Consider the following 26,808-nt stretch of genomic DNA (forward strand, 5'->3'; position numbering starts at 1 on the left):
GAATGAAGTCATCTAAAGGAATAAAAAAAGTCAATAAAGCAATTGCCTACTTTCTTTTAACAATTTTTGCAATTGTTTCCCTCTTACCTTTGTATTGGGTTTTCAGTACATCCTTACAGCTGAGCAGTTATCAGGATGAAGAATTAGAACGTCAAGTTTCGTATGTGGATTCAAATCCGCCAAAAATGTATCCAATGGGAATTCCAGAGTATTTCGAACACTGGAAAAAGGCAAGAGATGCCGAAGCAAATGGAGATATGGAACAAGCCGAATATCATCGGGGGATCATGTCTCACATCATAGACAATACATTCGAAGGCTTTAAGACGCTTTTTAACAAAAACAATATGGGTTTGTGGTTTTTCAATAGTATTTATATCGCTGTAATCGTAACACTCGGTATATTATTATTTGACTCAATGGCCGGTTATGTATTGGCAAAAAAACGATTTCCAGGCAGGAATCTTATTTTTTGGGTTATTATTTCAACGATGATGATTCCCGGACAAGTTACGCTAGTTCCAATGTTTATCATGGTCCGTGAACTTAACCTCATGGATACGCACTGGGCATTGATACTTCCTGACTTATCCATGGTATTTGGTGTCTTTTTAATGCGACAATTCATGTACTCCATTCCAGATGAGTTATTAGATGCTGCCAAAATCGATGGCGCAGGCGAGTGGAGAACATTTTGGAAAATTGTAGTACCTTTAGCAAAGCCAGGGATGGCGGCACTAGGAATCTTCACCTTTATGAATGTGTGGAACTCCTTCCTCTGGCCGATTATCGTCTTAAGCGAAGCAGATCTTTACACATTACCAGTAGGATTAAAATCGCTGCAGGATGCTAACTTAGTCAGCTTTAAGCTTCTCATGAGCGGAGCTGCGATAGCTGCAATCCCAATGATTATCGTATTTATTCTATTCCAGCGTCATTTTGTGAAGGGACTGACGCTTGGCGGAGTAAAAGAATAAAATAAGGGTTTAAAAGAGACAGCTGCTCTGTAAGGCATTTTTGCCTTGCAGGGCAGTTTTTTTAGTAGGGATTTGAAAAAATTGAATGAAAGAGGAGCAGGAGTTGTCCATTAGTGATGAAGGGTGACAGGGGGCAGAAGCGCCTAACAGCGGGAGGATGAAGGACAAAAACAATGAGGAAGAGCAGCTAAAATGTCCTTTAGCGGGGTCAAGAAGGACAAAAGCAAGAGGAAGAAACGCCGAAATGTCTATCATGAGAGTTATGAAGGACAAAAGCAAGCGGAAGAGCAGCCGAAATGTCCGTCAACAGAGATATGAAGGACAAAAGCAAGAGGAAGAGCAGCCGAAATGTCCGTCAACAGAGTTATGAAGGACAAAAGCAAGAGGAAGAGCAGCCGAAATGTCCGTCAACAGAGATATGAAGGACAAAAGCAGTTAGGAAGAGCAGCTGAAATGTCCTTCAGCGGGGTTATGAAGGACAAAAGTAAGAGGAAGAGCAGCTGAAATGTCCTTTAGCGGGGTCATGAAAGACAAAAGCAAGAGGAAGAAACGCCGAAATGTCTATCATGAGAGTTATGACGGACAAAAGCAAGAGGAAGAGCAGCTGAAATGTCCATCATCAGAGATATGAAGGACAAAAGCAGTTAGGAAGAGCAACTGAATTGTCCATCATCGAGGGTTATGAAAGAGACAAAAGGAAGCCAGAAAAGCAGCCAAATTGTCCTCCCTCCAACAAGGTATCAATGACGATTTCATAAACAAAAAAAATCCTCCATATAGGATATGAAGGACGAAATCTATGAATGTAATTATCTATTAGTACCTCTATAATTGTTGATTTGAATATCAAATCGGATCCTTAAGTACTTGGTAAAGCGAATCTAACAAAGCATTTCCATAATCCTGGCTTATTTCCCAAATCATCGCTCCTCCAAGCTGTCGTTCTCGGATAAATTGTGCTTTTCTTGCGATTGACTCTTCATCATCATAAGAAATAAAAATGGATTCCGCAGCATGAAACAAATACGGTACTTGTGTCCCTTCGTCCCAATAGCGGACGGATCCATTATTCAGCAAACCATCTTGTATAATCCGCTTATAGGTAATCGATCCGCTTCCTTCAAATGGCTGACGTAATCCATTATTCTCAGTAGAAGTAACGTTGTATCGATATCCATAAAAAGGTACGCCCATCACGAGTTTATCAGCTGGAACACCAGCATCCAGGTATGCCTGAACGCCGTTTTCAACACTGTAGGTGGCTCCATTATCATCAAATAACGGGGCATTATAGTCAGCCCTTGTTTCCCATGTTCCATGAATATCATAGGTCATAATTTGCACGTAATCTAAGTACTGCTGAGAATATCCAAGCTGTGTATTTTCCGCAAAGCCCGCTGTAGCTCCTCCTGCAATGGTAAGCAGATAATGCTTCCCATCGATTTGTCCTTGTGCATCTAATTTTTGCCGTAAGGTTTCGAGTAAAAGCGGATAATTGTCACGATCTGCAGGGTTCGGGTACGTCCCAGGGCCGCCGCCGGTAACTGGGTACTCCCAGTCAAGGTCAACTCCATCAAATCCGTGCTCCACAATAAAATCTACTACACTATCAGCAAAAATTTCTCTCGATTCATGGGTCGCAGCTGCTTCTGAAAAGTTAGCTGAGCCTCCCCAGCCTCCGACCGCAATTAAGGTTTTTAAGTGCGGATATTGCACCTTAAGCTGTGTGAGTTCCGCGAAATTCTCCAGATCTTTAGCAGGGTCACTCAAGGCAATTCTCATATCGTCTCCTATTACAGCAAAAGCATAATTTAAATGAGTTAGCCTGCTCGCATCGAGATCCCTCATAATTTCATAATCTCCATAAGTGGCCCAGCCCGCTAAATATCCTACAATTCGGTTTGCAGGAGGTGTGTCGGCGGGCTCCCAGCCGGGGGAAGTTTGACCATCCCCTACATTATCAACAAGCAGGACATTGGTTACAGTTTTCGATTGTCCAGCTGAGTCATAGGCGACCGCTTTAATGATGACCTTTCCTTCAGGTGCAGAGGTTGTATCCCAATTAACCGAATAGGTACCTCCACTTTGATTAGTAGATGGGAACTTCCAATATTCTGATTCTGGAGATTCGTATGTTTTTACATAGAAATCTACCCTGTTTAAACTCTCTTTATCGGCTGAAGTTACAGATAATTGAACCGTTCCGGAGTAGCCGTTTTCACCAGGTGTTGCACCGCTCGATCCAATCGCTTCAATTGGGCTGATAGAAGGGAGCGAATTAACCTTTCCGTTTTTTGCTGCTGTTAATACTCCAATTGTGTTATCATCAACAGATTCATTATTATAAATATCTTTTGCCTTTACTCGGAATTGATAGAGTGATCCAACAGATAACTGATCAATTGTATAGGAAGTACTAGTTGTTTCGGCAATAACAGTTCCATTTTGATAAATCACGTAATTATATAATTTATCGGATACAGACGGATTCCAAGAAAGTGTCACACTAGATTTTGACCGACTAGAAACAGTCAGATTATTAGGTGAAGCAGGTGCATTTGGTTCTGAATAGTTATCTACAAAAATCTCTCTTGTCACGGTATCAACTTCCCCAGTTGAATACTCAAGCACCATTTTTAACATGTATTTACCGTCCGGAACCCATGGATCACCCGTTGGCCAAGTCCATGTATAAGGAGCAGATGAATCCGGAGCATAAGGGTAGTAGAGGGAATCCGGTTCATTTATTGCCTTAGCATAAAAGGTAACTTGATTTACAGTTTTACCATCAGCCGGTATGGCTGTCACTGACGGACTTCCCTGGACTGTGTTCCCTCCTTCTTCAGTCGTGGTTACCTCAATACGAGCAGTGCTATTTGCAAGAGATTTTGATAGAGGGGTGGCTATAGTCAAAATACTGCCAATTAAAAAGATTAGTAGTGTAATCAGAGTAAAGGTCTTTTTCAAATAGTATCTCCCCTTAATTAATGATTGCTAGATTTATTTCAGGTTGAGCAGAATTGAAGGAATGGAAAGGCTCACTCAAACAATTTAAATGCAGGTGGTTCCTTGATGAGAAAGAGGATTTTAAGTGCGGTCATAGTTAGCTAAAGACGTATCCTAATGCGCAAAATATAAATACACATATTTCATAATTTTTTTCACGATCACCTCCATACTACAGTTGAATAAAACCGCCTTCTTTAGACCAACATTTTGAATTGATATTTCAAATAAATTATAGAATATTTAAAATATTAGTCCAGATAAAATTATAAAAGATACATAAAATGGTCCCTTTTGCCTGTTCTTTTTCAATTTACATCTATTGAAAATAATCATTTTTACCTACGCTGAGTAAAGTTGGTATTATGAGAGCATTGTAAAATTTTATTTCAGAAATTTCGAAAAATATTTTGAATTATTTCCTCAACATCGTGTATAATAGATAGAAATATTTTAAAACAATAATTCAAAAATATTTATATGTTTTTAAATTATTGTTTCACAAAGGGAAAATATTTTGTATAATGGCAACATAGAGTGTGAAAGCGTTATCAAGTTTAATAGTCTGTTAGCCAATCCATATTAACAATAATAGGAGGAAATTAGTATGCATTTAGTTGCGCTTGGAGCACATTGCGGGGATGTCGAACTGCAAGTCGGTGCGATTGCACATAAGTACGCAAAAGCAGGCCATAAGGTAACATTTGTTCATTTAACTGCAGGTGAAAAAGGGAATCCGCCTGGGATTTCAGTAGAAGAATACACAAAACAAAAAATAGAGGAATCCGAAAAAGCAGCAAAAGTCTTGGGAGTTGAGACGATTACGCTAGACTATAAAGATGCCGAGCTTACCTTTAATGATGAAATTATTACCAGAGTGGCAACTTTAATGCGCAAATTAAAACCAAATCTTGTTCTGACACATTGGGAAAACAGTATTCACCCCGACCACGCAGTTTGTCCAAGAATCGTACAGGCAGCACAATTAAAAGCTGGACTTTCCGGATTTGATTTAGAAGGTCTGCCGCCTCATTATTATGGTTTTTTACATAGCGAGAACTGGGAGGATATGGAAGGGTATGTTCCTGATATTTTTGTAGATGTTTCAGACGAATTTGATACATACCTGGAAGCCATCTCGCAATATTGGTTTGTCATGAATTCAAAGTCTTTCCGATACTACGATTATTATAAAGCACTTGGAACAGTCAGGGGAGCCGTGAGCCGGGTGAAATATGCGCAAACACTAAAATACCCAACAGGCTCAAACGTTCGAAGGGGAAAAAGCATTCCGGGATTTGATCTTTAAAAAGGATAAAGGGACAGTGAGGCTGTTCAGTAAACAGTCTCCAGTCCATATTTTCACTTCGAATATTTTGATAATTCTAAATAATCATAATCAAATTTCAGATTTGGTGTAAGAAAGGGGTTGGCTAGGAAATCAATGAATGGTCAAAACAACATCAATTTAAATCAAGCACCAGTCTACGGAACAGTGGAGTTCGATCAATCTGCGCAAAGGAAAATAATCAGAAAACAAAAACTAAAAAAGATTTTTAAATATTGGCAGCTATATGTCTTACTCGGCCCGGCTCTTATTTACTTTTTAGTATTTAAATATTACCCCATGTATGGGGTGCAAATTGCTTTTAAAAACTTTCGTCCTGTAGACGGGATTTTTGGCAGTGAGTGGGTCGGATTCGATCACTTTATCCGTTTTTTTGAATCCTATTATTTCTGGGATTTGATTTGGAACACGCTTTCTATCAATCTATATCAGCTTTTACTATTTCCAGTTTCGATTATCGTGGCTTTATCTTTAAATGAACTGAGAGATGGGAAGTTTAAGAAAACGGCACAAACCATTACATATGCCCCTCATTTTATCTCAGTTGTTGTTTTTGTTGGAATGGTGATAGCCTTTTTAGATCCAGTAACAGGAATCGTGAATCATTTTATTCAATTTCTTGGCTTTGAACCAATTGACTTTATGACAAGTCCCGAATGGTTTAAAACAATCTATGTATTTTCAGGCGAGTGGCAGAACCTCGGATGGGGGGCGATTATTTACTTGGCTGCTCTTGCTGGCATAGACCCGCAGCTCCATGAAGCTGCAAAAGTGGATGGTGCCTCAAGATGGCAAAGAATCTGGCACATCAATATCCCTGGAATTATGCCAACCATTATAATTCTCTTCATCTTAAATATGGGGAGTTTTATGGCAGTTGGATTCGAAAAAATCTTATTGATGCAAAATGAATTGAATTTAGAGTCATCTCAGGTCATCCAAACCTATGTTTATGATATTGGTTTATTAAACGGACAATTTAGCTACTCTACTGCCGTTGGTTTATTTAACTCAGTCGTTAACTTTATTATTCTGATTACCTTTAACCGTCTTGCAAGAAGAACGGGGACGAGTCTATGGTAAAGGGGGCCGGCGGTATGAAAATGCATGTCAAAGCAAATAAAATTCAGCAAGCGAAATCTGATAAAATTTTCGATATTTGCAACAAACTATTAGTTTGGTTTTTTATCATCATTATTTCCTATCCATTGCTCTATATTTGCTTTGCTTCTATTAGTGATCCTAATTATGTTCATTCAGGAGAAATGTGGCTGCTGCCGAAAGATATTACCTTTGAGGGGTTCAAAAGGATATTTGCGAGTGATGATATATGGATTGGATACCGTAATACCATCTTTTACACGTTATTAGGAACTTTGATCAATCTCGCGGTCACTCTTCCTTGTGCATATGCTCTTGCCAGACAAGAACTAGTAGGCAGAGGGATCATTATGGGACTCTTAATCTTTACGATGTTCTTTGACGGAGGCTTGATTCCGACTTATTTGCTTGTGAGAGATCTTGGAATGTTTAACACAATTTGGGCGATGGTGATTCCTGGTGCTGCTTCTGTATGGAATATTATTGTGACGATGACCTTTTTTAAGGTCACGATACCGAGAGGGTTAGAGGAAGCGGCAGAGGTAGATGGGGCTTCGGTATTTAGAACGTTCTGGCAAATTGTATTGCCTTTGTCTGCACCCATCATTGCAGTTATGGCTTTGTTTTACGGAGTTGGCCACTGGAATCAATATTTTAGCGGACTGATCTACTTAACAGATCGGGATTTGTTCCCATTACAGCTTATTTTAAGAGAAATTCTGATTGAACAAGAAATAACAGCTGAGCTTATGATCCAAGGAACTAATATCGAAGCGATCGGAGAGCAGGCAAGAATTGCTGCCAGTATCAAATATGCAGTGATGATTGTTTCAGCCGCACCGCTGCTCATCTTGTATCCATTCCTGCAGCGCTTTTTCATAAAGGGAGTCATGATTGGTTCTGTTAAAGGATAAGAATCGGTATTTTTAAGGGGGTGAAGGGCTCTTTAAATTGGGGTTTAGAGGGGAAAAACATTGACAAATTTTTATTAAGGGGAGAAATAAAGGTGAAGAAAAATCGTTCTTTATTCTTAATTTTAATTCTGCTATTAGTCGCAGCAATGATTCTATCAGCTTGTAAAGCAGAAGAAAAAGAAGAGGCGCAGGAGAAAGATGAAAATTTTAATGAGACAGGCTATCCAATAGTAGACGAACCGATCACATTAGAAATGATGGGGCAAAGTTCACCGCTTCAGCCAGAGTGGGGAGCAATGGGCTTCTTCAAAGAGATGAATGAGATGACTAATATCAATTTTGAATTTAGAACTGCTACAACAGACCAATTTAAGCAACAAAAACAACTAGCTTTTACCAGTATGGAACTCCCGGATGTATTCTTTGGAGGTATGTTTACAGCAGCTGAGGAGGTAGATTATGGTTCTCAAGGACTTTTGATTCCATTGGAGGGGCTTATTGAAGACTATGCTCCGAACCTTAATTCCCTCATGCAAAAATATCCTGACCTAAAAGCTTCTATTACTGCACCAGACGGGCATATCTATACACTTCCAGGTATTGATAATTTAAGCCACTCGATGACGCCGCTGATGTGGATGAACAGCTATTGGTTAAATAACTTAGGATTAGAAAGACCAAAGACCACAGAGGAATTCTATGATTTATTAAAAGCATTCAAAAAAGGGGACGCCAACCAAAACGGTGAAGCAGATGAAATTCCTTTAACTGCTTCTAGTGTGGCGGAGCTGCGTTACTCTCTTCTGCCTGCTTTTGGTATCAATCAATCTGACGGGATTATGGAAGATAATGGCGAAGTTAAATATGCCTTTATCCAAGAAGGATACAAAGAATATCTTAAGTATCTAAACCGTTTGTACAAAGATGGACTGCTTGATCAGCAAATCTTTTCTCACACATGGGAACAATATGTCGCGAAAGGTGCGGCAAATCAAGCTGGTGTATTCCCAACTTGGCCAATCGTAATGATCGGCTTCACTGATGTGACTGAAGCTGCGAAATATCCATTACTTCCAGCTTTAACAAGTGAATTTAGCCCAGAACCGGTAGTCACACAATTTTCAGAGATTAAAAGAGGGAGAGCTGCTATAACCAGTGAAAATGAACATCCTGAAGCAACAATGCGTTGGTTAGATTATATGTATTCACAAGAAGGCTCGATTCTTGCTCGATTAGGGGTAGAAGGAGAGAACTGGGAATGGACGGATGGAGAAGGTTCATATTGGAGACTGCTTGCTCCAGAAGGGATGAACACAACCCAGGCAAATGCCCAAGATGCGCCTGGTGCAGGTACGGCTGTCCCAATGGTTATTGATAAGGAATTCTTCTTAAAAGAAGACAATCCAACGATTCACACAATTGCTGGCTGGGTTGAGGAAGAGTACCTTCCATATGCTGAAGTACCTTTCCCTCAGGTATATTTGACTCTTGAGGAACAGGAAGAAGTAAATACTTTAAAACCAGATATTGATTCTTACCTGGAGCAAATGGAAGCCAAATTTGTGTCAGGAGAAGTCGAAATAGATGCTGAATGGGATCAATATGTAGAAACTTTAAAAAGTTTAGGTGCTGACAGATTAGCTGAGATTAACCAAGCCGCTTATGACCGTTGGGCGGATGCAAAATAGAATTGAATGGCAATGTTTTCTACTATTCAGATAGTTTGTTATAATGACTGCGTGAATTAGGAATCTGCCCGGATTTTAACCCCGGGCTGTTCTTCCTATAAGAAAAATCACATTCTAAGAGGCGAACGATAAATGGGATTAGAAGGCTTAGTTTGGAAGTTTTATCATATATCTGAAGCGATTATGAAAGTGATGTATATTAATTTACTTTGGATAGCTTTTACAATAACCGGTTTAGGAGTTTTCGGGATTTTCCCTGCCACTGCAGCCATGTTCGCTGTCACAAGGAAATGGATGCTTGGCGAGAAAGATATCCCAGTTTTTCGAACCTTTTGGGATGCCTACAAATCTGAGTTTATTCAGATTAATATTCTCGGGTACGTTCTTTCTATACTCGGAATCGTTCTATATGTGGATTTACGATTTTTCCAAACATCTGATCTTTTCTTATTTCAAGCAATCTCGTTTTTATTCATTGCATTTCTTTTTATCTATTTTGTTTTACTGCTATTTATTTTTCCTGTTTTTGTACATTTCAAATATAAAACATTTGATTATATTAAATACTCATTGGTTATGGCCGTTGGCCGCCCGTTGCTCAGTATTTTGATGATGATTGGGTGTATTTTGGTGCTCTTTATTTTAAAAATAATGCCCGCTCTAATTCTTTTTGCAGGCGGAGGACTAATGAGTGTTGTCCTGATGTGGATATCAATGAAATCCTTTCCCCAAAAAAATGCTGCAGAGTCCTGAAACAACGGATATAAAATACATATTTAACCAAATAGAAATAAAAGAGAAGTGCTAGTTTACTCAATAATTGATATAAATGAAGAAGTGTAGGAGGTGGATGTATGCGGATTGGATTAGATTTATTTTTAGAAAAGCAATATAGCCAATTTAAAGGAAAAAGGATTGGACTTGTCACCAACATGACTGGGGTCAATGAAAAGCTCATTCCTTCTATTGATTTATTTCATGAGCACCCTGATATTCATTTGGCTGCTTTATATGGACCTGAACATGGCATTCGCGGAGATGCAAAGGAAGGTGAACAGGTGGAATCTTCGATTGACCCTTATACTGGAATCCCTGTTTACAGCTTGTATGGAGCTGCCAAAAAGCCCAGCAAAGAAATGCTGGACCCAGTCGATGTAATCGTATTTGACTTACAAGATATTGGATCCCGATATTACACTTTTATTTATACAATGGCTTATGTAATGGAGGCTTGTGCGGAGTATGGCAAACAATTTGTAGTATTAGACCGGCCGAACCCGATTTCGGGTGTTGCAATGGAAGGAAATCTGGTAGAGGAGGATGTGCGATCCTTTGTCGGGCTTTATCCGATCCCCAATCGCCACGGTATGACAGTTGGTGAAATCGCATTATTTTACAAACATGAGATTGGCATCAATTGTGATTTAACCGTCGTTCAGATGGAGGGCTGGGAGCGCAGCATGTACTATGATGAAACCGGTCTCTTTTGGGTTTCCCCTTCACCAAATACGACAGGATTGGATATGAGCATTCTTTATCCGGGGACGTGTCTCGTTGAAGGTACAAACCTCTCTGAGGGAAGAGGAACGACGAGACCATTCGAATATATTGGAGCCCCTTATATTGATGGATACCGGCTTGCTAAGGTTTTGAATGAGAAAACACTTCCTGGAGTATTAGCAAGGCCTGTTACCTTTAAACCAACATATCAAAAACATAAGGATCAAGTTTGTGAGGGGATCCAGCTACATGTTGTTAACCGGCATGAGCTGCACTCCCTACAGGCTGGCCTTATCCTGATTGAAACCATTGCAGACATGTATCCGAATGATTTTGAATTTTTACAGCATAGCAATGGAAACTATTTTTTTGACTTACTGGCGGGTACAAAGAAATTGCGGAGTATCGTTTTAGATTGTAAATCTAGTGAATTCCTTTTAAGCTGTCAGGAGCAGCTTGAGCAATTTCAGAAACAAAAAGCTAGTTATTTATTATATAAATAGGATGGTAGAAAATGGATAATATTTCAATATTGACAACTGAATTAAGAAATCGCAAAACCATGAACATTGATAGTATGCCTACTATTGATATTTTAAGAGTCATCAATGAAGAAGATCAAAAGGTTGCGTTAGCAGTGAACCAGGTATTGCCGCAAATAGAAAAGACCGTTGAGGCTGTTGTACAGTCCTTTCAAAAAGGCGGGAAATTATTTTATGTTGGAGCTGGAACGAGCGGAAGAATCGGGATTTTAGATGCGGTTGAATGCCCGCCAACCTACAGTACCCCTCCAGAAATGGTTCAAGCTGTGATGGCAGGCGGAACCCAGGCAATGGAAAAAGCGGCAGAGGGAGCCGAGGATCAAGAGGAACAAGGAGCTAAGGATTTAGAAGCAAGAGGACTAACAGAATTAGATGTCGTGATAGGAATTGCAGCGAGCGGCCGTACACCTTATGTGGCTGGAGCATTAAAATATGCGAGGGAGATAGGGGCAAAGGCCGTCAGTTTAACAAGTAATGAGAATTCTATTATCAGCCAGTTTGCCGATATAAAAATCGAGGTTGTCACGGGTCCAGAAGTCGTAACTGGCTCTACCAGAATGAAAGCAGCAACCGCCCATAAAATGATTTTGAATATGATTTCGACAACATCCATGATTAAGATTGGCAAAGTCTATGAAAACCTGATGGTGGATCTTCATGTTAGCAATAAAAAGCTTGCACAGCGCGCCAATAATATTGTTAGTACAATAACGGGGGTATCAATCCAAGAAGCAGAGAAAATCCTCACCCAATCTAATTATGAGGTAAAGCCTGCCATTGTCATGATCAAAACGGGTGTCAATTATGAAAAAGCAAAGGAACTGATTAAACAATCGAATGGTTTTGTAAGAGAGGCCATCCATATTAATGAATCTATTTAAGGAGCTGGAACCATTGACTACATACAGATATTATCAGTCAGGTGATGAAAAACAAATCGTAAACCTATGGAATGAATGCTTAGTAAAGGACCCTATTACTCCAAAAAGATTCAGAAATTTGGTTTTGCTGGATGCTAACTTTGATCCAAAAGGACTCCGTCTCGCCTTTGAAAATGAGAGGCTAGTAGGCTGTGTATACGCTGTTCGAAGATTGCTGCCAATGTACAGGACTGATTTGGAGCCGGAAAATGGCTGGATTCCATTTTTCTTTGTTGATAAAAGCAAAAGACAGTCTGGTGTTGGCAGACAGTTAATCAATGATGCCCTAGAATTTTTAAAAGAGGAGGGAAGAAGCTCTGTATTTTTTGCTTCTTACGCTCCAAATTATATTCTTCCAGGGATTGACGAAGAAACCTATCCTGAAGCCTACCAGTTTTTACAAAAGATGGGCTTCCAAAAACTTTATTCTCCTGTTGCGATGGACCGCAATATTGTAGGGTTCCAAATTCCTGAATCCGTACTAGAGTTGAAGAACCAGAGAATAAAAGAAGGGTACACATTCTCTCTTGCTGAGGACAAAGATTTATATGAAGTGATTACATTTGCTAATGAAAAATTTAACCCCGACTGGGGCCGGGCGATTCGGGAAGGTGTTCTGCAAGGATTGCCTTTAGAAAGAATTTTAGTGGCTCGGGATCAGGAAAAAGTAGTTGGGTTCTGTATCTACGGCGGTTATGAGGGAGTACCGGACAGGTTTGGCCCGTTTGGCGTCGACCCCGATCAGCAAGGAAAAGGATTAGGAAAAATATTATTAAATGAGTGTTTAAAGCATATGCGGGCGGAAGGTCTTCACGGAGCATGGTTCTTATGGACAGGTGAGAAAAGTGCTGCCGGCCAGCTTTACTTAAAAACGGATTTTCATATTACAAGAAGGTTCCACGTTATGAAAAAGACTATGTAAAGGCTAAATATATTTCCGAATTACCTCGTACATGGAGAACTCCATGTACGTTTTCTTTCACGCTTTAGATGGTCTAAAGAGGTAGCCGCGTTTTCTTTATGAATAAGCTCTCCCCTCCTAAAATATAATTTTAGAAGTGAAACGAAATATAGTAAAAAAACTTTTTAGGAGGTTGTGAGACAGTGAGTTGGATGGGGAAATTTTGGGTCAAAGGGGTATGTGCAATCCTATTGATTTTACTATTATCAGCCTGTTCTTCAGAAGGAACCGATGGAGACGGTGACAGTGAAAAAGTAACATTGACAATGGGAAGCTGGCGGACAGAGGACACGGCTTTGTATCAGAAGGTGATTGATAAGTTTAACGAAAAATATCCGAATATTGAGATTAAGTTTAGTCCATCAAAGAATACAGAATATAACACGATTTTAAACACAGCTTTACAAGGCGGGGAAGGACCGGATATTTTTCATTTAAGACCTTATGCACCAGGGATTCAATTAGCAGATGCAGGGTATTTAGTGCCGCTGGATGATGTGGAAGGATTAGACAAGTATCCTGAAGCTGCCTTACAGGCTTCCCGCGGTTCAGATGGAAAGCAATACGGAGTGCCGTTAAATATTAGCACGACGCAAATGTTTTACAATAAAAAAATCTTTTCAGACTTAGGATTAGAAGAACCGAAAACCTGGGATGAGTTTATCGAACTTAATGAAACCCTTTTAAGTGAAGGCATTACTCCAATTGCATTAGGTACAAAAGAGGGATGGCTGCTTTCTTTAGCTCACGGAATAATTGGGCCCGCTTTTTATGATGAGGCTTTTATCAAAAGCTTAACATCCGGGGAAAAGGATTTTACAAGTGAAGAATTTGTCGCTTCACTCGAAGCCATGGATCAGCTGAAGAAGTACTTCCCTGAAAATTATGAGGGACTTGGTATGGAGGATATTCGGACATTATTCTTTACAGAAAAGGCAGCGATGTTCCCGTTAGGAAGCTGGGAAATTGAAGTATTAAGAAGTATGAATCCAGATCTTGATTTTGGCTTCTTCCCAATGCCATCTGCAATTGGCAATGAACCAACCGTTACATCATGGGTCGATGGATCTTTTGCGATCAATGCCAACTCGGAACATGTTGAAGAGGCGAAGACATTCCTTGAGTTTTTGACAACCGAAGAATTTGGCACCCTATTTACGGAAGAATTCAAGATGATCAGCGCGATTCCTGGAATTGAATCAAATGATGAGCTTGTAAATGGATTAAGCCAGGCAGTTGAAAATATGTCGATGCCTTACTTAATACTTGTACACTTTGCCGGCGGTAATCCATCTACAAAAGTAACTTTAGAAACAGAACTCCAGGGCATGTACTTAGGGGATAAAACTCCGCAAGAGGTAGCAGAAGCGGTTCAAAAAAATGCGGAAACATGGTTTGAGCCTTTTCAATAGACGTAAGGTGGCGGTTTTATGCAAATAGAAACAAACACGCAAAAGGTGAAATCGATTTGGCCAAAGAAGTGGAAAAGGTGGAGCATCCATCTTTTCCCTCTTCCGGCTCTGTTTGTTTATGGTCTGTTCATTGTGTATCCCTTGTTAGCAGCGCTTACCTATAGTTTTTTTGATTGGAATGGGACTATACGAGGGGCATTTGTCGGTTTTAAAAATTTTATTGATTTGTTTACGTTAGAGCCATTTAGCGGGATGTTTTGGAATGCATTTGGGCATAATTTTCTTTATTTTGTTTTACAAATGATTGTTCAAAATGGGTTAGCTTTTTTGTTAGCCTTTATTATTTATAGGAAGATTCGCGGAGCAGAATTTTTCAAGATCGCTTATTTTTTGCCTAGATTATTATCGGTTATTGTCGTGGGGTTTCTATGGAAGCTTATTTTAAATCCGAACTTTGGTGCTTTAAATGTCTTATTGGGCAAGTTTGGACTAGAATCCTTGCAAAAGGCTTGGCTCGGTGATCCTGATACAGCTTTAATCGCGATTATTTTAGTTAACTGCTGGTTTGGTTTAGGCTTTGGGGTATTAATTTTTCTCGCGGGGTTTCAGTCGATTCCGAATGAATTGGTTGAGGCAGCCAAGCTCGATGGTGCGAAAGGCTTAAAAACGCTGAGGTTTATTACGATTCCTTTGATGATGCCCTCTATTATGATTATGACGGTCTTAACCTTTATCCAATCCTTTGAAGCGTTTGAGCTCGTCTATGCAATGCAAGGTTCAATGGGAGAACCTTATTACTCAACAGATACATTAGCTGTTTATTTTTACAGACTAGCCTTCAGCAGCTCTACTGGAGGTTCAACTGCAATTGGCTTGGGATCTGCATTGGCGACAGTTTTGTTTTTGTTTATTGTGGTGATTACAGTCATTTATTTAAAGTTCATGCAGAAGAAAGAAGTAGATGTATAAGGGGGGCAAGGGATGAAACATACGGTTTGGACAAAGCCTATCTATTATGTGATTGCCTTTATGGTTGCCTCGATTAGTCTTTATCCAATCATTTTAATGGTAATGTCTTCTTTTAAAACAAACGCGGAAATTTTCGAGAATCCTCTATCCTGGCCAGAATCCTTAAGTCTAGAAACATATCGGACATTACTGGACCAAATTCCATTTATGTCCTATTTTTTCAATAGTGTAATTGTTAGTGTAGGAGCTGTGATTCTTGTCCTTGTAACTGCATCTTTGGCTTCCTTTTATATTGCACGCTATCGGTATAAATGGAATAATCTCTTATTTCTCTTGTTTTTAATGGGGATGATGATTCCGATTAAACTCGGGATTGTACCTTTGTTTATATTAATGAATGACTTGCATTTAACAAATTCGCTCTGGTCGCTCATTTTTATGTACACCGCTACGGGGCTTCCTCTTTCTATCCTGATTTTAACCGGATTTTTTAAAACAATGCCTAAAGAGTTAGAAGAAGCAGCCAGGATTGATGGCGCAAGTGATATAAGAATATTGTGGAATGTGGTTTTCCCGCTAATGCGGCCTGCGTTAGGAACCGTGATGATTATTACATTTATTCAATCCTGGAATGACTTTTTCTTTCCTCTCATTTTTATTACGGAAGAAGCAAAAAAGACGATACCGGTTGGAATGCTTTCCTTGTTTGGCGAACACTCGGCTAATTGGGGGGCTTTGTTTGCTGGCTTAACGCTTTCTTCTTTACCCATGCTGATTTTATTCTTTATTGCTTCTAGACAATTTATGGAAGGTTTAACAGCTGGGGCAATTAAATAAAATAGTTGAACAATTTCCTTTCCTCCATTACATTTAATGCGGGAAAGAAAAAATATAGAAATGAAAGAGAAAGAGAGAGAATGTCCATGTCTAATATGACCGGAGGCCTTGTTATGCTAAACGAAATGCTGCCACAGCTGCCTCCTTCAGAGAAAAAAATTGCTTCCTATATTTTAGAGCATCCGCAAGAAGCTTTATCATTGACCGCTAGTGAATTAGGAAAGAGAAGTGCTACGAGCAGTGCAGCTGTTATTCGGCTCTGTAAATCCCTGGATTTGAAAGGATTGCAGGATTTAAAGCTTCGGATCGCCGGGGATTTACAGAAAAAGAAAACAGAGGGTGTTCGTGATATAGAACCGAACGAATCCCCGATTTCTATTATAGAAAAAATGACCAATAACAGTATCCAAACAATCGGGGAAACGGCAGAACTATTAAGTATTGATGAATTGACCAAAGCTGTTGAGATTCTAAAAAAAGCAAGAACGATACACTTTTTTGGATTGGGAGCCTCTCATATTATTGCACAGGATGCGCAGCAAAAGTTCTTGCGGATCAATAAATTTGCAACCGCTTTTACGGATATGCATCTGGTTGCCACATTAATCGCAAATGCCCATGAGGATGATGTGATTGTGGGAATCTCATTTTCTGGACAAACCTTTGAGGTAGCTAAAATTTTAGAACTCGCCAATCGAAAGGGTGTAAATACTATTAGTTTAACGAAATATGGAGCTTCGGTTGTCTCAGAGCAGGCCGATATTCGCTTATATACCTCGACAACCTTGGAGCCTACCTTCCGAAGCGCGGCAACTTCATCGAGGATTGCACAATTACATGTGATTGATATTCTCTTTATGTGTGTCGCTTCCCAAGCCTATGAAAAAACAGTTACATATTTAGATGAAACAAGGGAAGCAGTCGGATTTTTACGAGAAAATATTAAAACTAGAAAAAATTAATTTCGAAAAAGTGGTGGCATATGACATATGTGATTGGGATTGACGGTGGCGGAACGAAAACAAAGGCAACCTGTTTTGATTTGGAATCGGCAAAAGCCGTATATACCGCTGAAACCGGCAGGGTAAACTTTTTATTTCAGTTTGAAGAAAGTGTTAAACAAATTTCGCGGGCTATCGAAGCTTGTGTACATCATATGGAAAATGAGCTGCCCAAAAAGTTATTAATTGGTGCTGCGGGGGCAATTTCTGAGGAAGTATGCAGAAGGGCTGAACAGGAGTTTCAATCAAGATGGTGTCAGAATGTTCGTGTCATCGATGATGCCCGGCTCGCTCATACAGCCCTTCTTAAAGGACAAGATGGAATCCTGGTTATTTCCGGGACAGGCTCGATAGCGTTAGGACGAAGCAAGGGGATGGAGTGGCGTACAGGCGGCTGGGGATATTTGCTGGGGGATGAAGGCAGCGGTTATTGGGTTAGCATTAAAGCGATCCAATACGTTCTGCACCAACTTGAAATGAAGCAAAGTAATGATGGATTAACGCATGCCTTGCTGCAAAGGATTCAAGGAAATTCTGTTTCCGATATTAAAAATTTTGTATATACCTCTTCCAGACAAGAAATCGCAGGACTTTCAGAACTCATTAGTGAAGAAGCGATGAGAAATTCAGAGGCGGCCATATCCATTTTGCGAAGAGCAGGCGTTGAATTAGCTTTATTAGTGAATCGATCCTTATCTGCTGCACCCAAACCGATTCAGAGTCCGAAGATCGCTGTTTCCGGCAGTTTGCTGATGAAAAATGATATCGTATTTGAATCATTCAAACAAGTGATTGAGCGGGATTTTTCAATGAGTAGTATCATTAGAGAGAATCAGGATGTTTGCAGAGCAGTTTTATATGCAGAAATAAACGTTCATTAAGGGAGGTCGCCTCAAAAAGAGTCGACTTTTTTCTATTGATGGGGATAGGGGACAGGTTCCTTGAACCAGGAAGTCTCCCCAAATAGGACAGTGAATCCGTTTTCTGTACAAAAACAAGTAATTTTCCATTTTAAAGGACAATGGATTCGCTATTCGGGCAAAATAGGAACTAGATCCCTAGAACAGTATCGGATATTCCGTTCACTCCAATCTGAAGGTTATACTTTAACAATAAGGAATCTTTACCAATCTCACAACAGCAATAATCTAATAAATTATATTTAAATGAAAGGCAATAAAAATGGAGACTTACTTAATTGTGTTTTGGAGGGTGGAAAATGACTTTACTGGATATGCTGCTTAAAACTTTGATTACGTTCATTATCTTATATGGCTTGTGCAGGATATTAGGGAAAAAGCTAATTTCCCAAATGACTTTCTTTGATTTCGTCGCAGGTGTAACTCTTGGATCTATTTCAGCGTCTTTTCTGTTTACTAACAACATCCCTATTTATGTGGGGCTTGCTTCACTTATATTCTTTGCTTTATTATCACTCGTCCTTGATATTAGTTCTATGAAATGGCTGCGCTTTCAAAAGATTGCGAACGGAGAACCTTCGATTATTATTCAAAACGGCAAGATTCGGGAAAAGGAAATGATTCGTGCCAGACTAACGATGAATGAACTTCTGTTTCTTTTGAGAAAGAAAAACGCTTTTTATTTAGATGAAGTGGAGTTAGCTATTTTTGAAACAGATGGAACTTTATCCGTATTGAAAAAGGTTCAAAACCAGCCTGTGACTAAAATCGAATCGCAAACCCATCTTTATTCCCTTCCAAGAGGTATTACAAAAACAGTGATTAAAGATGGGAAAGTGATTCATGAGAATTTAGAACAGGCAGGTAAGGACGAAGCCTGGCTGTTATCTGTCTTAAAGGCAAATGGAATGGTGGATGTATCCCAGGTATCGATTGCGCAGGTGGATGAATTAGGAAAGGTTTATATTGATCGGAAGGATGAATGAATACTTCCGGATGGCGGGTTATATTTGTGGGCAATTTAGTAACAATTCCTGTAAAATTCCGTCTATCTTTAAAAGAGATTAAACAATAGGGGGACAATTTGTGAAAAGATTAACGGGATTTATACTTTTGATGATTGCATTGCTATTTGGATGCAGTTCTAACCAAAGTGAATCAGCTGATAGTGCCAGCATGGAAGCAGGTACAGAGGAAAGTGCTGCGGTATCTGACGGTGAGAGGGTTGCTCAAGGAGAAGACCAAAGTGCAGAGAACCAAAACAATTCAAATGGCGATACTGCAGCAGGTGAGACAACAGAACGGATGGTAATGTATAACGCCGCGTTAACCATGGCTGTAGCTGATGTTGAAGAGGCCATTTCTTTAATTGAAGATAAAACGACTCAAATGAAAGGGTATATTGTCCAATCCTCAACCTATGAACAGGATGAAAAAATATACGGATCCTTAAGTGTTCGTATTCCGAGTGAGCAGTTGCATACTTTTATGGATGAAATCGGTACGATTAGTGAAAAGGTAATCCAAAAGTCGATTGAAGGACAAGATGTGACAGAAGAATATGTCGATTTAGAATCGCGCCTCCGAGCAAAACAGGCAGTTGAGTCTAGACTATTGGATTTATTAAATCAGGCTGAAACAACAGAGGACTTACTAAAAATTTCAGAAGATTTGGGGCAGGTCCAAGCGGAAATCGAACAAATTGAAGGGAGAAAGCAATATTTAGAAAATCGTACAGAGTTTGCTCAAGTGAGCCTAAATATAGAAGATGCTTCTGTTCATGTGCCAGAAATTACAAAAGGAGAAGAACTCCAAACGGGAAGCAAAATGAAACAAGCATTTATGAATTCTATCAATTTGATTGTAAGCTTTTTTTCAGGAGTTTTAGTCTTTTTAATTGGTTATTCACCATTGCTGATTTTAATTGCGATCCCATGTATTGTTATTTGGCTGATTATAAGAAAGAAAAATAATTCAAATTCACATGAGGCATAAAAAAACCAAGAAGATATTCTTCTTCTTGGATTATTCCATTAATTCATATGTAAGGGGGCTTTCGGAAATCGAAAGCCCTTAGCCATTCTTTTAAACTGTTTCTACTAAAGAAGATTAACGAGTTCCGCCTAACTGCTGTTCAGCCATCTGAACTAGTCTTTTTGTGATCTCACCACCCACAGAACCGTTAGCACGTGAGGTAGTATCTGGACCAAGCTGAACACCAAATTCTTGGGCGATTTCGAATTTCATTTGATCAAGCGCAGCTTGTACACCAGGTACTAATAGATTGTTGTTGTTATTGCTACGTTGCCCTGCCATGTTGATCACCTCCTTATTGATATGTTGTACTGATATTAAAAAAATATGTAGAAAGTCCTAATTTTTTTTTGAAGAAAAGGAGGGTCATAACCTGCATGAAAGATGGAATAGTAAGGATGTAACGTAATTGTTTATGATGATACTCGAGATATTTTGCTCGGTAAAATCAATAACAATGGCGATAGAAATGTCAAAAATATCGATATCTTATGGAAATAAAATAACGAAACAATTGAAGTGCGTTTTCCGTAGTATAATGTATTAAGAATAAGGGCAGAAGGGGAAAAATTGTGGAAGACCAACAGAGAAGTTCAAAAGAAGGAAAGAAAGAGGTACACGATGTAGGATGTGATGGCGGATGTTCTATTTTGCATCCCAGAATTCCTGATATGGCCATTTAGGCTTTTATTCAATCTGGCAAGAGGATTATTTAAAGTGATTGGTGATATTCTAAATATCTGAATGCAGATGTATTCATCTTACTTTTCCTGTAAGGGTCATTTTTCCATCAGTTTTTTTATATGTTCCTTAGGTGACCAGCAATTAAACTTATAATGGGTCTTTGTTTCGTATCCTAATCTTTTGCATCTATAAATCATTTTTTCGCGAGCTTTAATTGCCTCAAAGTGAGTACAGGTTGCACAGCAATGAAAGTCTTTCACATTTCCACACCCCCATTGTCTAAGTTAGCTTTTAAGAATAGGATATCATAAATCACTTTAGAGTGTGGTACATATATGCAAAAAGAAACTCAACAAAGGAGTCACTATGAAACCAGCTGTATTCTTAGATCGTGATGGAGTTATTAATGAAGTATTAACCAAAAGAGTGAAGTTTGTTAACCATCCTTCCCAATTATATTTGCTGCCAGGAGTTGAGAAAGCAATCCTAGCTTTAAATCAAGCAGGCTTAAAAGTATTTGTTGTGACTAATCAGGGAGGTGTAGGACTTGGGTTTATGAAGGAAACCACCTTACATCAGGTCCACGAACGATTAGAGGAGCTGTTAGCTAAGGCGGATGCGACCATAGACGATATTGCCTATTGTCCGCATAAACCCCATGAAGGCTGTCAATGCAGGAAGCCTGAACCGGGTATGCTGTTCAATCTTGCAGACAAACACGGGATTGATCTATCGAAAAGCTATATGGTAGGCGATCGGGATGTTGACATTCTGGCTGGCAGAAGAGCGGGCTGCAGAACCATCCTCGTTGGAGAAGAGGGAACCACAGATGCAGATGCGACCTTCCCGGATTTGCTCCATGCGTCTAAATGGATTATTAAGGATTATCAATCAAATAAGGAGACCTAAAACGCTTAGATAATAAAAGTCTAGGCGTTTTACATGTTTAAAGTTATATTTTAACAGATTGTAAAACAAGTGTAAAAACCGATCCGAACCGATTGATATCTGGGTATGGGTTTGTTATGATGTCACTGTTATCGAATTTCGATATTGGATTCCGATAATAGTGGGAGGCATTTTAAAGTTGGAAGATAAAATTCTTAGAAAACTTTTTTTGGGGTTTATTCAGATTCACATTTTGCACCATGCGGAGGAGCACCCTATCTTTGGTTTGTGGATGTTACAAGAATTAAAAGAGCATGGATACAACATGAGTTCCGGAACTTTGTACCCTATCCTTCATTCGATGGAGAAGGATGGACTTCTTGTTAGAGAAGATCGAAAGGTAGAGGGGAAAATCAGAAAATACTATATAACAACAGAAAAGGGAAGTGCGGTACTCAAAGAAGCCAGGATGAAAGCCTTCGAACTATTTAAAGAAATAAAAGAATAAGGGAGAGGAGAAATCATGAGACAAAAAGGAAACTTAAAATCGTTGCTTGAAATATTAATAGTTGCAACTAGACTTGGTTTAACCTCATTTGGAGGACCTGTAGCACACCTTGGTTATTTTCATGAGGAGTATGTCCGAAGACGAAAATGGATGGACGAAAGGACATATGCCGATTTGGTGGCTTTATGCCAGTTCTTGCCTGGACCTGCAAGCAGTCAGGTAGGAATTGGAGTAGGAGTTCTTAGAGGAGGCATCCTTGGCGGTATTTTAGCTTTTATCGGCTTTACACTGCCATCTGTGCTTGCTCTAATTGTGTTTGCTCTCTTCATCCAAGGCTACAATATTGGCGATGCCGGCTGGATTCAGGGGTTAAAAATTGTAGCAGTGGCAGTTGTTGCTCATGCCATTTTGGGAATGGCGCAAAAATTAACGCCTGATCTTCAAAGGAAAACACTCGCATTAATGGCTTTGGTTATTACCTTGCTATGGCAGACAGCTTGGTCGCAAGTAAGTGTTATTGTCATTACTGGATTCATTGGTTATCTAATTTATAAACATCATGAAAAGGATGAAGGGGCTGGACTCGCCTTCCCGATCTCAAAGCGGTTTGGGATCATCTGTCTAGTATTATTCTTTGGACTATTATTGGTCCTTCCGATTGCAAGAGAGTTAACAGCAATCGATTGGATTGCTATGTTTGACAGTTTTTATCGCTCTGGATCTCTCGTATTTGGTGGCGGTCATGTTGTATTGCCTTTATTGGAAAGAGAATTTGTACCGGCAGGATGGCTAAGTGAAGAGGCATTCTTGGCTGGATATGGGGCCGCACAGGCAGTGCCAGGTCCGTTATTTACTTTTGCATCATATATTGGAGCGGTCAGCGGCGGTTGGTTTGGCGGTTTATTAGCAACAGTTGCTATCTTTTTACCAGCATTTTTATTGGTATTGGGAACATTGCCTTTTTGGAACGCATTAAGGACTAATCCAAAAATTAAGGGAGCTCTATTGGGTGTCAATGCAGCAGTTGTAGGAATTTTAATTTCAGCCTTCTATCATCCGATTTGGACTAGTTCTATTCAGACACCAATTGATTTCGCTTTAGCCGCAATCCTTTTTAGTATGTTGGTCTACTTTAAGCTGCCGCCTTGGATTGTAGTATTAACCGGTGCAGTAGGCGGAACGCTGATTGGAATGCTGTAATCATTAGTTTTGGGAATCGGTGAAATAAAAATCAGACATAATGGTACTAAAAAAGCTGTTGTCGACAATGGACAACAGCTTTGTCATACTTATGAAACTTTTTCTTCCTGGCTCTTGTTTCTCTCAACCCAATAATCTGCATTTTTAATCCCTAATTTTTCCGGATCAAAGACAGGATCAAGCCCTTGTTTCTTTTGTATTTCGTAGTCTTTCAATGCTTTTAAGGCAGGTTTCGCCAAGATTAGAATAGCAATTAAGTTAAGCCAAACCATGATTCCAAGACCAATATCTCCAAATACCCAGGCATTGCTGGCAGTTTTTACTGAACCAAAGTAAACGGCGCCGAGCATGACAATTTTTAAGGCGAACATCGCCCATTTATTAACTTTACTGCGAATCAGATAGGCAATATTTGTTTCGGCCATATAGTAATACGCCATAATTGTTGTAAAGGCGAAGAAAAATAATGACACTGCAACAAAATCTGCCCCAAAACCAGGAATAACTTCTTCAATCGCAATTTGCGTATATTCTGCACCAGGTTCTTCTACCCCTGGGATATTTTCAACAATCATCGTGCCGTCAGGAGCTTCTACATTATAGGCACCTGTAAATAAAATCATAAATGCAGTAGCTGTACAAACGAGCCAAGTATCCACATAAACAGAAAATGCTTGAACAAGTCCTTGCTTGGCAGGGTGAGACACTTCAGCAGCCCCAGCAGCATGCGGCCCTGTACCTTGACCGGCTTCGTTAGAGTAAATACCACGTTTTACCCCCCATGAGATTGCTGCACCTAAAATCCCGCCAAAGGCAGCATCTGCACCAAATGCACTTCTAAAAATTAATGCAAATACAGCTGGTACTTCGGAAATATTAAAAAGAATGATGATCAGGGAAACAAGAATATACCCGATGGCCATGAACGGCACAACTACTTGCGCTACGTTGGCTATGCGCTTAACTCCTCCAAAAATGATGAGGGCTAAAAGAAGCATTAAAGCAATTCCTGTAATCCAAGTATCAATGCCAAATGCGGTATCAATACTTGATGCAATCGCGTTTGCCTGAACGCCAGGCATGAGGAAGCTGAGAGCAACAACTGTTGCGATCGCAAAGATGACTCCATACCACTTCCACCCAATTCCTTTTTCAATGTAGTAGGCAGGTCCTCCGCGGTACTCCCCATCTTGTTTTACTTTATAAATCTGTGCTAATGTCGATTCAACATATGCTGTTGCAGCTCCTAGAAAAGCAATAGCCCACATCCAGAAAACAGCTCCATGCCCCCCGAATCCAATCGCAGTGGCTACCCCTGCGATATTTCCAGTTCCAACCCTTCCGGATAATGCAACGGCAAAAGCCTGGAAGGAAGAGATTCCGGCATCAGAGCTTTTTCCTCGAAATAACTGTCTCAGCATGTCTTTGACTAAGCGAACCTGCAGAAAACGTGTTAAAAAGGAAAATAAAATTCCGACCCCAATACAAAAGATAATCATTGGAGTGCTCCACAGGGTTTCATTCAACCAGGCAGGTGCGGTGACCGTCAGCCAATTCCAAAATTCTCCCATAGTTTTCCTCCTTTATTTGCTTGTTTGTTATGTTCAAAAATAAGGTTATAAGCCCATTATTTTTGTACTATTCCATTATACAAAAAATTCTTAATTTATGGACTACATTTTTTTTGGTAATACTGTACAGATGTACTATTAGAGGATTCTCCGTTTTTGAAAAGCTGAAACTAGCTATGGAGCTATTGCTTGATTTGTAGGGATTTGCTAAATACGTTTCGTTACTATATGAAAGATGGAAGGAAAAGAGGATTTATATGAATCGCCTCATAAAAAAGATTGCATTACTTTTGTTTATTGCGGGAGGGAGTTATTATTTATTTAATCACATCTCTAACAACAGCTGGACATTGCATTCCGTTGATTCAATTGGTAACTCCATCCCTATAAGTGCAGATAGTGACAAGGATACAAATATATTCGCAGAAAATCCGTCTAGTATTTTGGTACTTGTAAATAAGCAATACACTTTAGAGGATGATTTTCTGCCCAATGATCTTGTCATTCCGAAAGTATTATTTTCCGAAGATATAACAGATGAAGAAAAATACATAAGAAAAGAAGCGGCCCTTGCATTAGAAGAATTATTTGAAAAAGGAAAAGAACAAGGTTTTACCCTAATCGCCACATCTGGATATCGCTCGTACGAAACCCAAAAAAGATTGTATGAGGAATTTGTAAACCAACTTGGAATAGAAGCAGCCGAATACCGGGCTGCGAAGCCGGGGAATAGTGAGCATCAAACCGGTTTGGCAATGGACATCACATCTAGTGAGTTTAACTACGAAGAGTATCAAGATTTTGGAGAGACACCAAGTGGAAAGTGGGTTGCAGAAAATGCTCACCATTTCGGCTTTATTATCCGCTATCCAGAAGGGAAAGAACATATAACCGGGTATCAATACGAACCATGGCACTTGAGATTTGTCGGGGTTCAAAAAGCAACCTACATCTATAAAAATCAGCTTACCTTCGAAGAGTTTTTAGGAGAAGTTTAAAAGTGGCAAATTTAAGAAGACATGTATGTTAAAATCCTTGACATGAAGAGAGTAACACGGTAAAATAACTCATGTCTTCATTATCAACATGATTCCGTAGCTCAGTTGGGAGAGCATCACCTTGACAGGGTGGGGGTCGCTGGTTCGAGCCCAGTCGGGATCATACTAAAAAACCTTAGAGCCATAAGGGTTCTAAGGTTTTTCTATTTCTTCAAAAACTCCTTGAATTTATCAATTGTTGACGGATTGTTGACGAAATTATTTATTACTATTTGCGCTTTGAAAACACATCATCAATTTTTCGTGCTGCCTCTTGGTCAGCAGTTTGTAATGCATGACCATAAGTGTCCATTGTGATTTTGATGTTTGCATGACCAAGTCAGATATATTAAACAAAATGAGGATAGCTTTGGAAAAGCTGAAGCCCGTTTATCAGCTACACTTGTAATTGGAAGTAATTGGGAGACATAGACAAGAAGCTTCTAGTAGGGAGAGACACAACTACTGCTTCTGGATATTCCAACTATTAAAAAGTAAAATCAAATATCGTTGTTGATTTTTTATATAATAATAGTACCACTTAAATAGAAATTAATGTGAATATTGGAGATGTTTTATATCAACTAGTTGTGTGTGGTGTTCCATCAATTTTTATAGCTTTACTGATAGGATTCTATTTTAAGTCTAAAAAATGAAGCTAACTGTTTATTGCAAAATAAAAGTGCAGAGCTTTGCAAAGAAAAAATGCAGAGACCTGCACTTATTTTGTTAGGTGCATAAAAAAAGACTTGCCAGCCACCCCAAGTCCCTCTACTGTAATTGGTGTCGA

Annotated in this window: 24 protein-coding genes and 1 tRNA gene; 22 read left to right on the top strand and 3 right to left on the bottom strand. The window is 39.4% G+C overall.

The window, feature by feature from the left end; all coding sequences use genetic code 11:
* The first annotated feature begins 2 nt into the window (after window positions 1-2).
* Both MLE14_RS13280 and MLE14_RS13285 read left to right on the top strand, forming a co-directional pair.
* A complete protein-coding gene (locus tag MLE14_RS13280) occupies window positions 3-977 on the top strand; it encodes a carbohydrate ABC transporter permease (RefSeq protein ID WP_243298868.1) in 975 nt (324 codons plus the stop codon).
* Between the two features lie 157 nt (window positions 978-1,134).
* A complete protein-coding gene (locus MLE14_RS13285) occupies window positions 1,135-1,347 on the top strand; it encodes a hypothetical protein (RefSeq protein ID WP_243298869.1) in 213 nt (70 codons plus the stop codon).
* 476 nt (window positions 1,348-1,823) lie between these two features.
* Here MLE14_RS13285 and MLE14_RS13290 read toward each other — a convergent pair whose 3' ends face one another.
* On the bottom strand, window positions 1,824-3,944 hold the full coding sequence (locus tag MLE14_RS13290) for a glycosyl hydrolase family 18 protein (protein WP_243298870.1): 2,121 nt from the start codon (window positions 3,942-3,944) through the stop codon (window positions 1,824-1,826).
* Window positions 3,945-4,590: 646 nt separating this feature from the next.
* On the opposite strand from MLE14_RS13290, the gene MLE14_RS13295 reads away from it, so the two are divergent.
* The 15 genes from MLE14_RS13295 to MLE14_RS13365 all read left to right on the top strand — a co-directional run bounded on the left by MLE14_RS13295 (window position 4,591) and on the right by MLE14_RS13365 (window position 20,091).
* On the top strand, window positions 4,591-5,292 hold the full coding sequence (locus tag MLE14_RS13295) for a PIG-L deacetylase family protein (protein WP_243298871.1): 702 nt from the start codon (window positions 4,591-4,593) through the stop codon (window positions 5,290-5,292).
* Between the two features lie 135 nt (window positions 5,293-5,427).
* Window positions 5,428-6,414 (top strand): ABC transporter permease, encoded by a 987-nt coding sequence (locus MLE14_RS13300; RefSeq protein WP_243298872.1) that lies wholly within the window; start codon window positions 5,428-5,430, stop codon window positions 6,412-6,414.
* Between the two features lie 14 nt (window positions 6,415-6,428).
* A complete protein-coding gene (locus MLE14_RS13305) occupies window positions 6,429-7,346 on the top strand; it encodes a carbohydrate ABC transporter permease (RefSeq protein WP_243298873.1) in 918 nt (305 codons plus the stop codon).
* A gap of 92 nt (window positions 7,347-7,438) precedes the next feature.
* Window positions 7,439-9,034 (top strand): extracellular solute-binding protein, encoded by a 1,596-nt coding sequence (locus MLE14_RS13310; protein ID WP_243298874.1) that lies wholly within the window; start codon window positions 7,439-7,441, stop codon window positions 9,032-9,034.
* A 132-nt stretch (window positions 9,035-9,166) separates the two neighbouring features.
* Window positions 9,167-9,787, top strand: coding sequence for a YesL family protein (locus MLE14_RS13315; RefSeq protein WP_243298875.1), 621 nt, complete (start codon window positions 9,167-9,169; stop codon window positions 9,785-9,787).
* Between the two features lie 101 nt (window positions 9,788-9,888).
* Window positions 9,889-11,037 carry an exo-beta-N-acetylmuramidase NamZ family protein gene (locus tag MLE14_RS13320; RefSeq protein WP_243298876.1) on the top strand — a complete coding sequence of 383 codons (1,149 nt, stop codon included), beginning with the start codon at window positions 9,889-9,891 and terminating at the stop codon, window positions 11,035-11,037.
* An 11-nt stretch (window positions 11,038-11,048) separates the two neighbouring features.
* A complete protein-coding gene (murQ, locus tag MLE14_RS13325; protein WP_243298877.1) occupies window positions 11,049-11,957 on the top strand; it encodes an N-acetylmuramic acid 6-phosphate etherase in 909 nt (302 codons plus the stop codon).
* Window positions 11,958-11,970: 13 nt separating this feature from the next.
* Window positions 11,971-12,918, top strand: a complete 948-nt coding sequence (locus MLE14_RS13330; RefSeq protein ID WP_243298878.1) for a GNAT family N-acetyltransferase — start codon at window positions 11,971-11,973, stop codon at window positions 12,916-12,918.
* Window positions 12,919-13,109: 191 nt separating this feature from the next.
* Window positions 13,110-14,369 carry an ABC transporter substrate-binding protein gene (locus tag MLE14_RS13335; protein WP_243298894.1) on the top strand — a complete coding sequence of 420 codons (1,260 nt, stop codon included), beginning with the start codon at window positions 13,110-13,112 and terminating at the stop codon, window positions 14,367-14,369.
* An 18-nt stretch (window positions 14,370-14,387) separates the two neighbouring features.
* Complete coding sequence (locus tag MLE14_RS13340) at window positions 14,388-15,338, top strand: carbohydrate ABC transporter permease (protein ID WP_243298879.1); 951 nt, start codon at window positions 14,388-14,390, stop codon at window positions 15,336-15,338.
* A 12-nt stretch (window positions 15,339-15,350) separates the two neighbouring features.
* On the top strand, window positions 15,351-16,175 hold the full coding sequence (locus MLE14_RS13345) for a carbohydrate ABC transporter permease (RefSeq protein WP_243298880.1): 825 nt from the start codon (window positions 15,351-15,353) through the stop codon (window positions 16,173-16,175).
* A 113-nt stretch (window positions 16,176-16,288) separates the two neighbouring features.
* Window positions 16,289-17,137 carry a MurR/RpiR family transcriptional regulator gene (locus tag MLE14_RS13350; RefSeq protein WP_243298881.1) on the top strand — a complete coding sequence of 283 codons (849 nt, stop codon included), beginning with the start codon at window positions 16,289-16,291 and terminating at the stop codon, window positions 17,135-17,137.
* A gap of 20 nt (window positions 17,138-17,157) precedes the next feature.
* Window positions 17,158-18,057, top strand: a complete 900-nt coding sequence (locus MLE14_RS13355) for a BadF/BadG/BcrA/BcrD ATPase family protein (protein ID WP_243298882.1) — start codon at window positions 17,158-17,160, stop codon at window positions 18,055-18,057.
* Between the two features lie 338 nt (window positions 18,058-18,395).
* Window positions 18,396-19,082 carry a DUF421 domain-containing protein gene (locus MLE14_RS13360; protein ID WP_243298883.1) on the top strand — a complete coding sequence of 229 codons (687 nt, stop codon included), beginning with the start codon at window positions 18,396-18,398 and terminating at the stop codon, window positions 19,080-19,082.
* Between the two features lie 100 nt (window positions 19,083-19,182).
* A complete protein-coding gene (locus tag MLE14_RS13365) occupies window positions 19,183-20,091 on the top strand; it encodes a DUF4349 domain-containing protein (protein WP_243298884.1) in 909 nt (302 codons plus the stop codon).
* 114 nt (window positions 20,092-20,205) lie between these two features.
* On the opposite strand, the gene MLE14_RS13370 is transcribed toward MLE14_RS13365, so the two are convergent.
* On the bottom strand, window positions 20,206-20,412 hold the full coding sequence (locus MLE14_RS13370; RefSeq protein WP_243298885.1) for an alpha/beta-type small acid-soluble spore protein: 207 nt from the start codon (window positions 20,410-20,412) through the stop codon (window positions 20,206-20,208).
* 768 nt (window positions 20,413-21,180) lie between these two features.
* On the opposite strand from MLE14_RS13370, the gene MLE14_RS13375 reads away from it, so the two are divergent.
* From MLE14_RS13375 to MLE14_RS13385, 3 genes are all read left to right on the top strand, one after another.
* On the top strand, window positions 21,181-21,723 hold the full coding sequence (locus MLE14_RS13375) for a D-glycero-alpha-D-manno-heptose-1,7-bisphosphate 7-phosphatase (RefSeq protein ID WP_243298886.1): 543 nt from the start codon (window positions 21,181-21,183) through the stop codon (window positions 21,721-21,723).
* Window positions 21,724-21,901: 178 nt separating this feature from the next.
* Window positions 21,902-22,210, top strand: coding sequence for a PadR family transcriptional regulator (locus MLE14_RS13380; protein ID WP_243298887.1), 309 nt, complete (start codon window positions 21,902-21,904; stop codon window positions 22,208-22,210).
* Window positions 22,211-22,225: 15 nt separating this feature from the next.
* A complete protein-coding gene (locus MLE14_RS13385; protein ID WP_243298888.1) occupies window positions 22,226-23,410 on the top strand; it encodes a chromate transporter in 1,185 nt (394 codons plus the stop codon).
* Window positions 23,411-23,499: 89 nt separating this feature from the next.
* Here MLE14_RS13385 and MLE14_RS13390 read toward each other — a convergent pair whose 3' ends face one another.
* Window positions 23,500-24,981 (bottom strand): alanine/glycine:cation symporter family protein, encoded by a 1,482-nt coding sequence (locus tag MLE14_RS13390; protein WP_243298889.1) that lies wholly within the window; start codon window positions 24,979-24,981, stop codon window positions 23,500-23,502.
* Window positions 24,982-25,238: 257 nt separating this feature from the next.
* On the opposite strand from MLE14_RS13390, the gene MLE14_RS13395 reads away from it, so the two are divergent.
* Together MLE14_RS13395 and MLE14_RS13400 are read left to right on the top strand one after the other, a co-directional pair.
* Window positions 25,239-25,979, top strand: a complete 741-nt coding sequence (locus MLE14_RS13395; RefSeq protein ID WP_243298890.1) for a M15 family metallopeptidase — start codon at window positions 25,239-25,241, stop codon at window positions 25,977-25,979.
* A gap of 90 nt (window positions 25,980-26,069) precedes the next feature.
* Window positions 26,070-26,142 (top strand) — tRNA-Val (locus tag MLE14_RS13400).
* The last annotated feature ends 666 nt before the right edge of the window (window positions 26,143-26,808 follow it).

The organism is Bacillus litorisediminis (assembly GCF_022808645.1).
GTDB lineage: Bacteria > Bacillota > Bacilli > Bacillales > JC228 > Bacillus_BF > Bacillus_BF litorisediminis.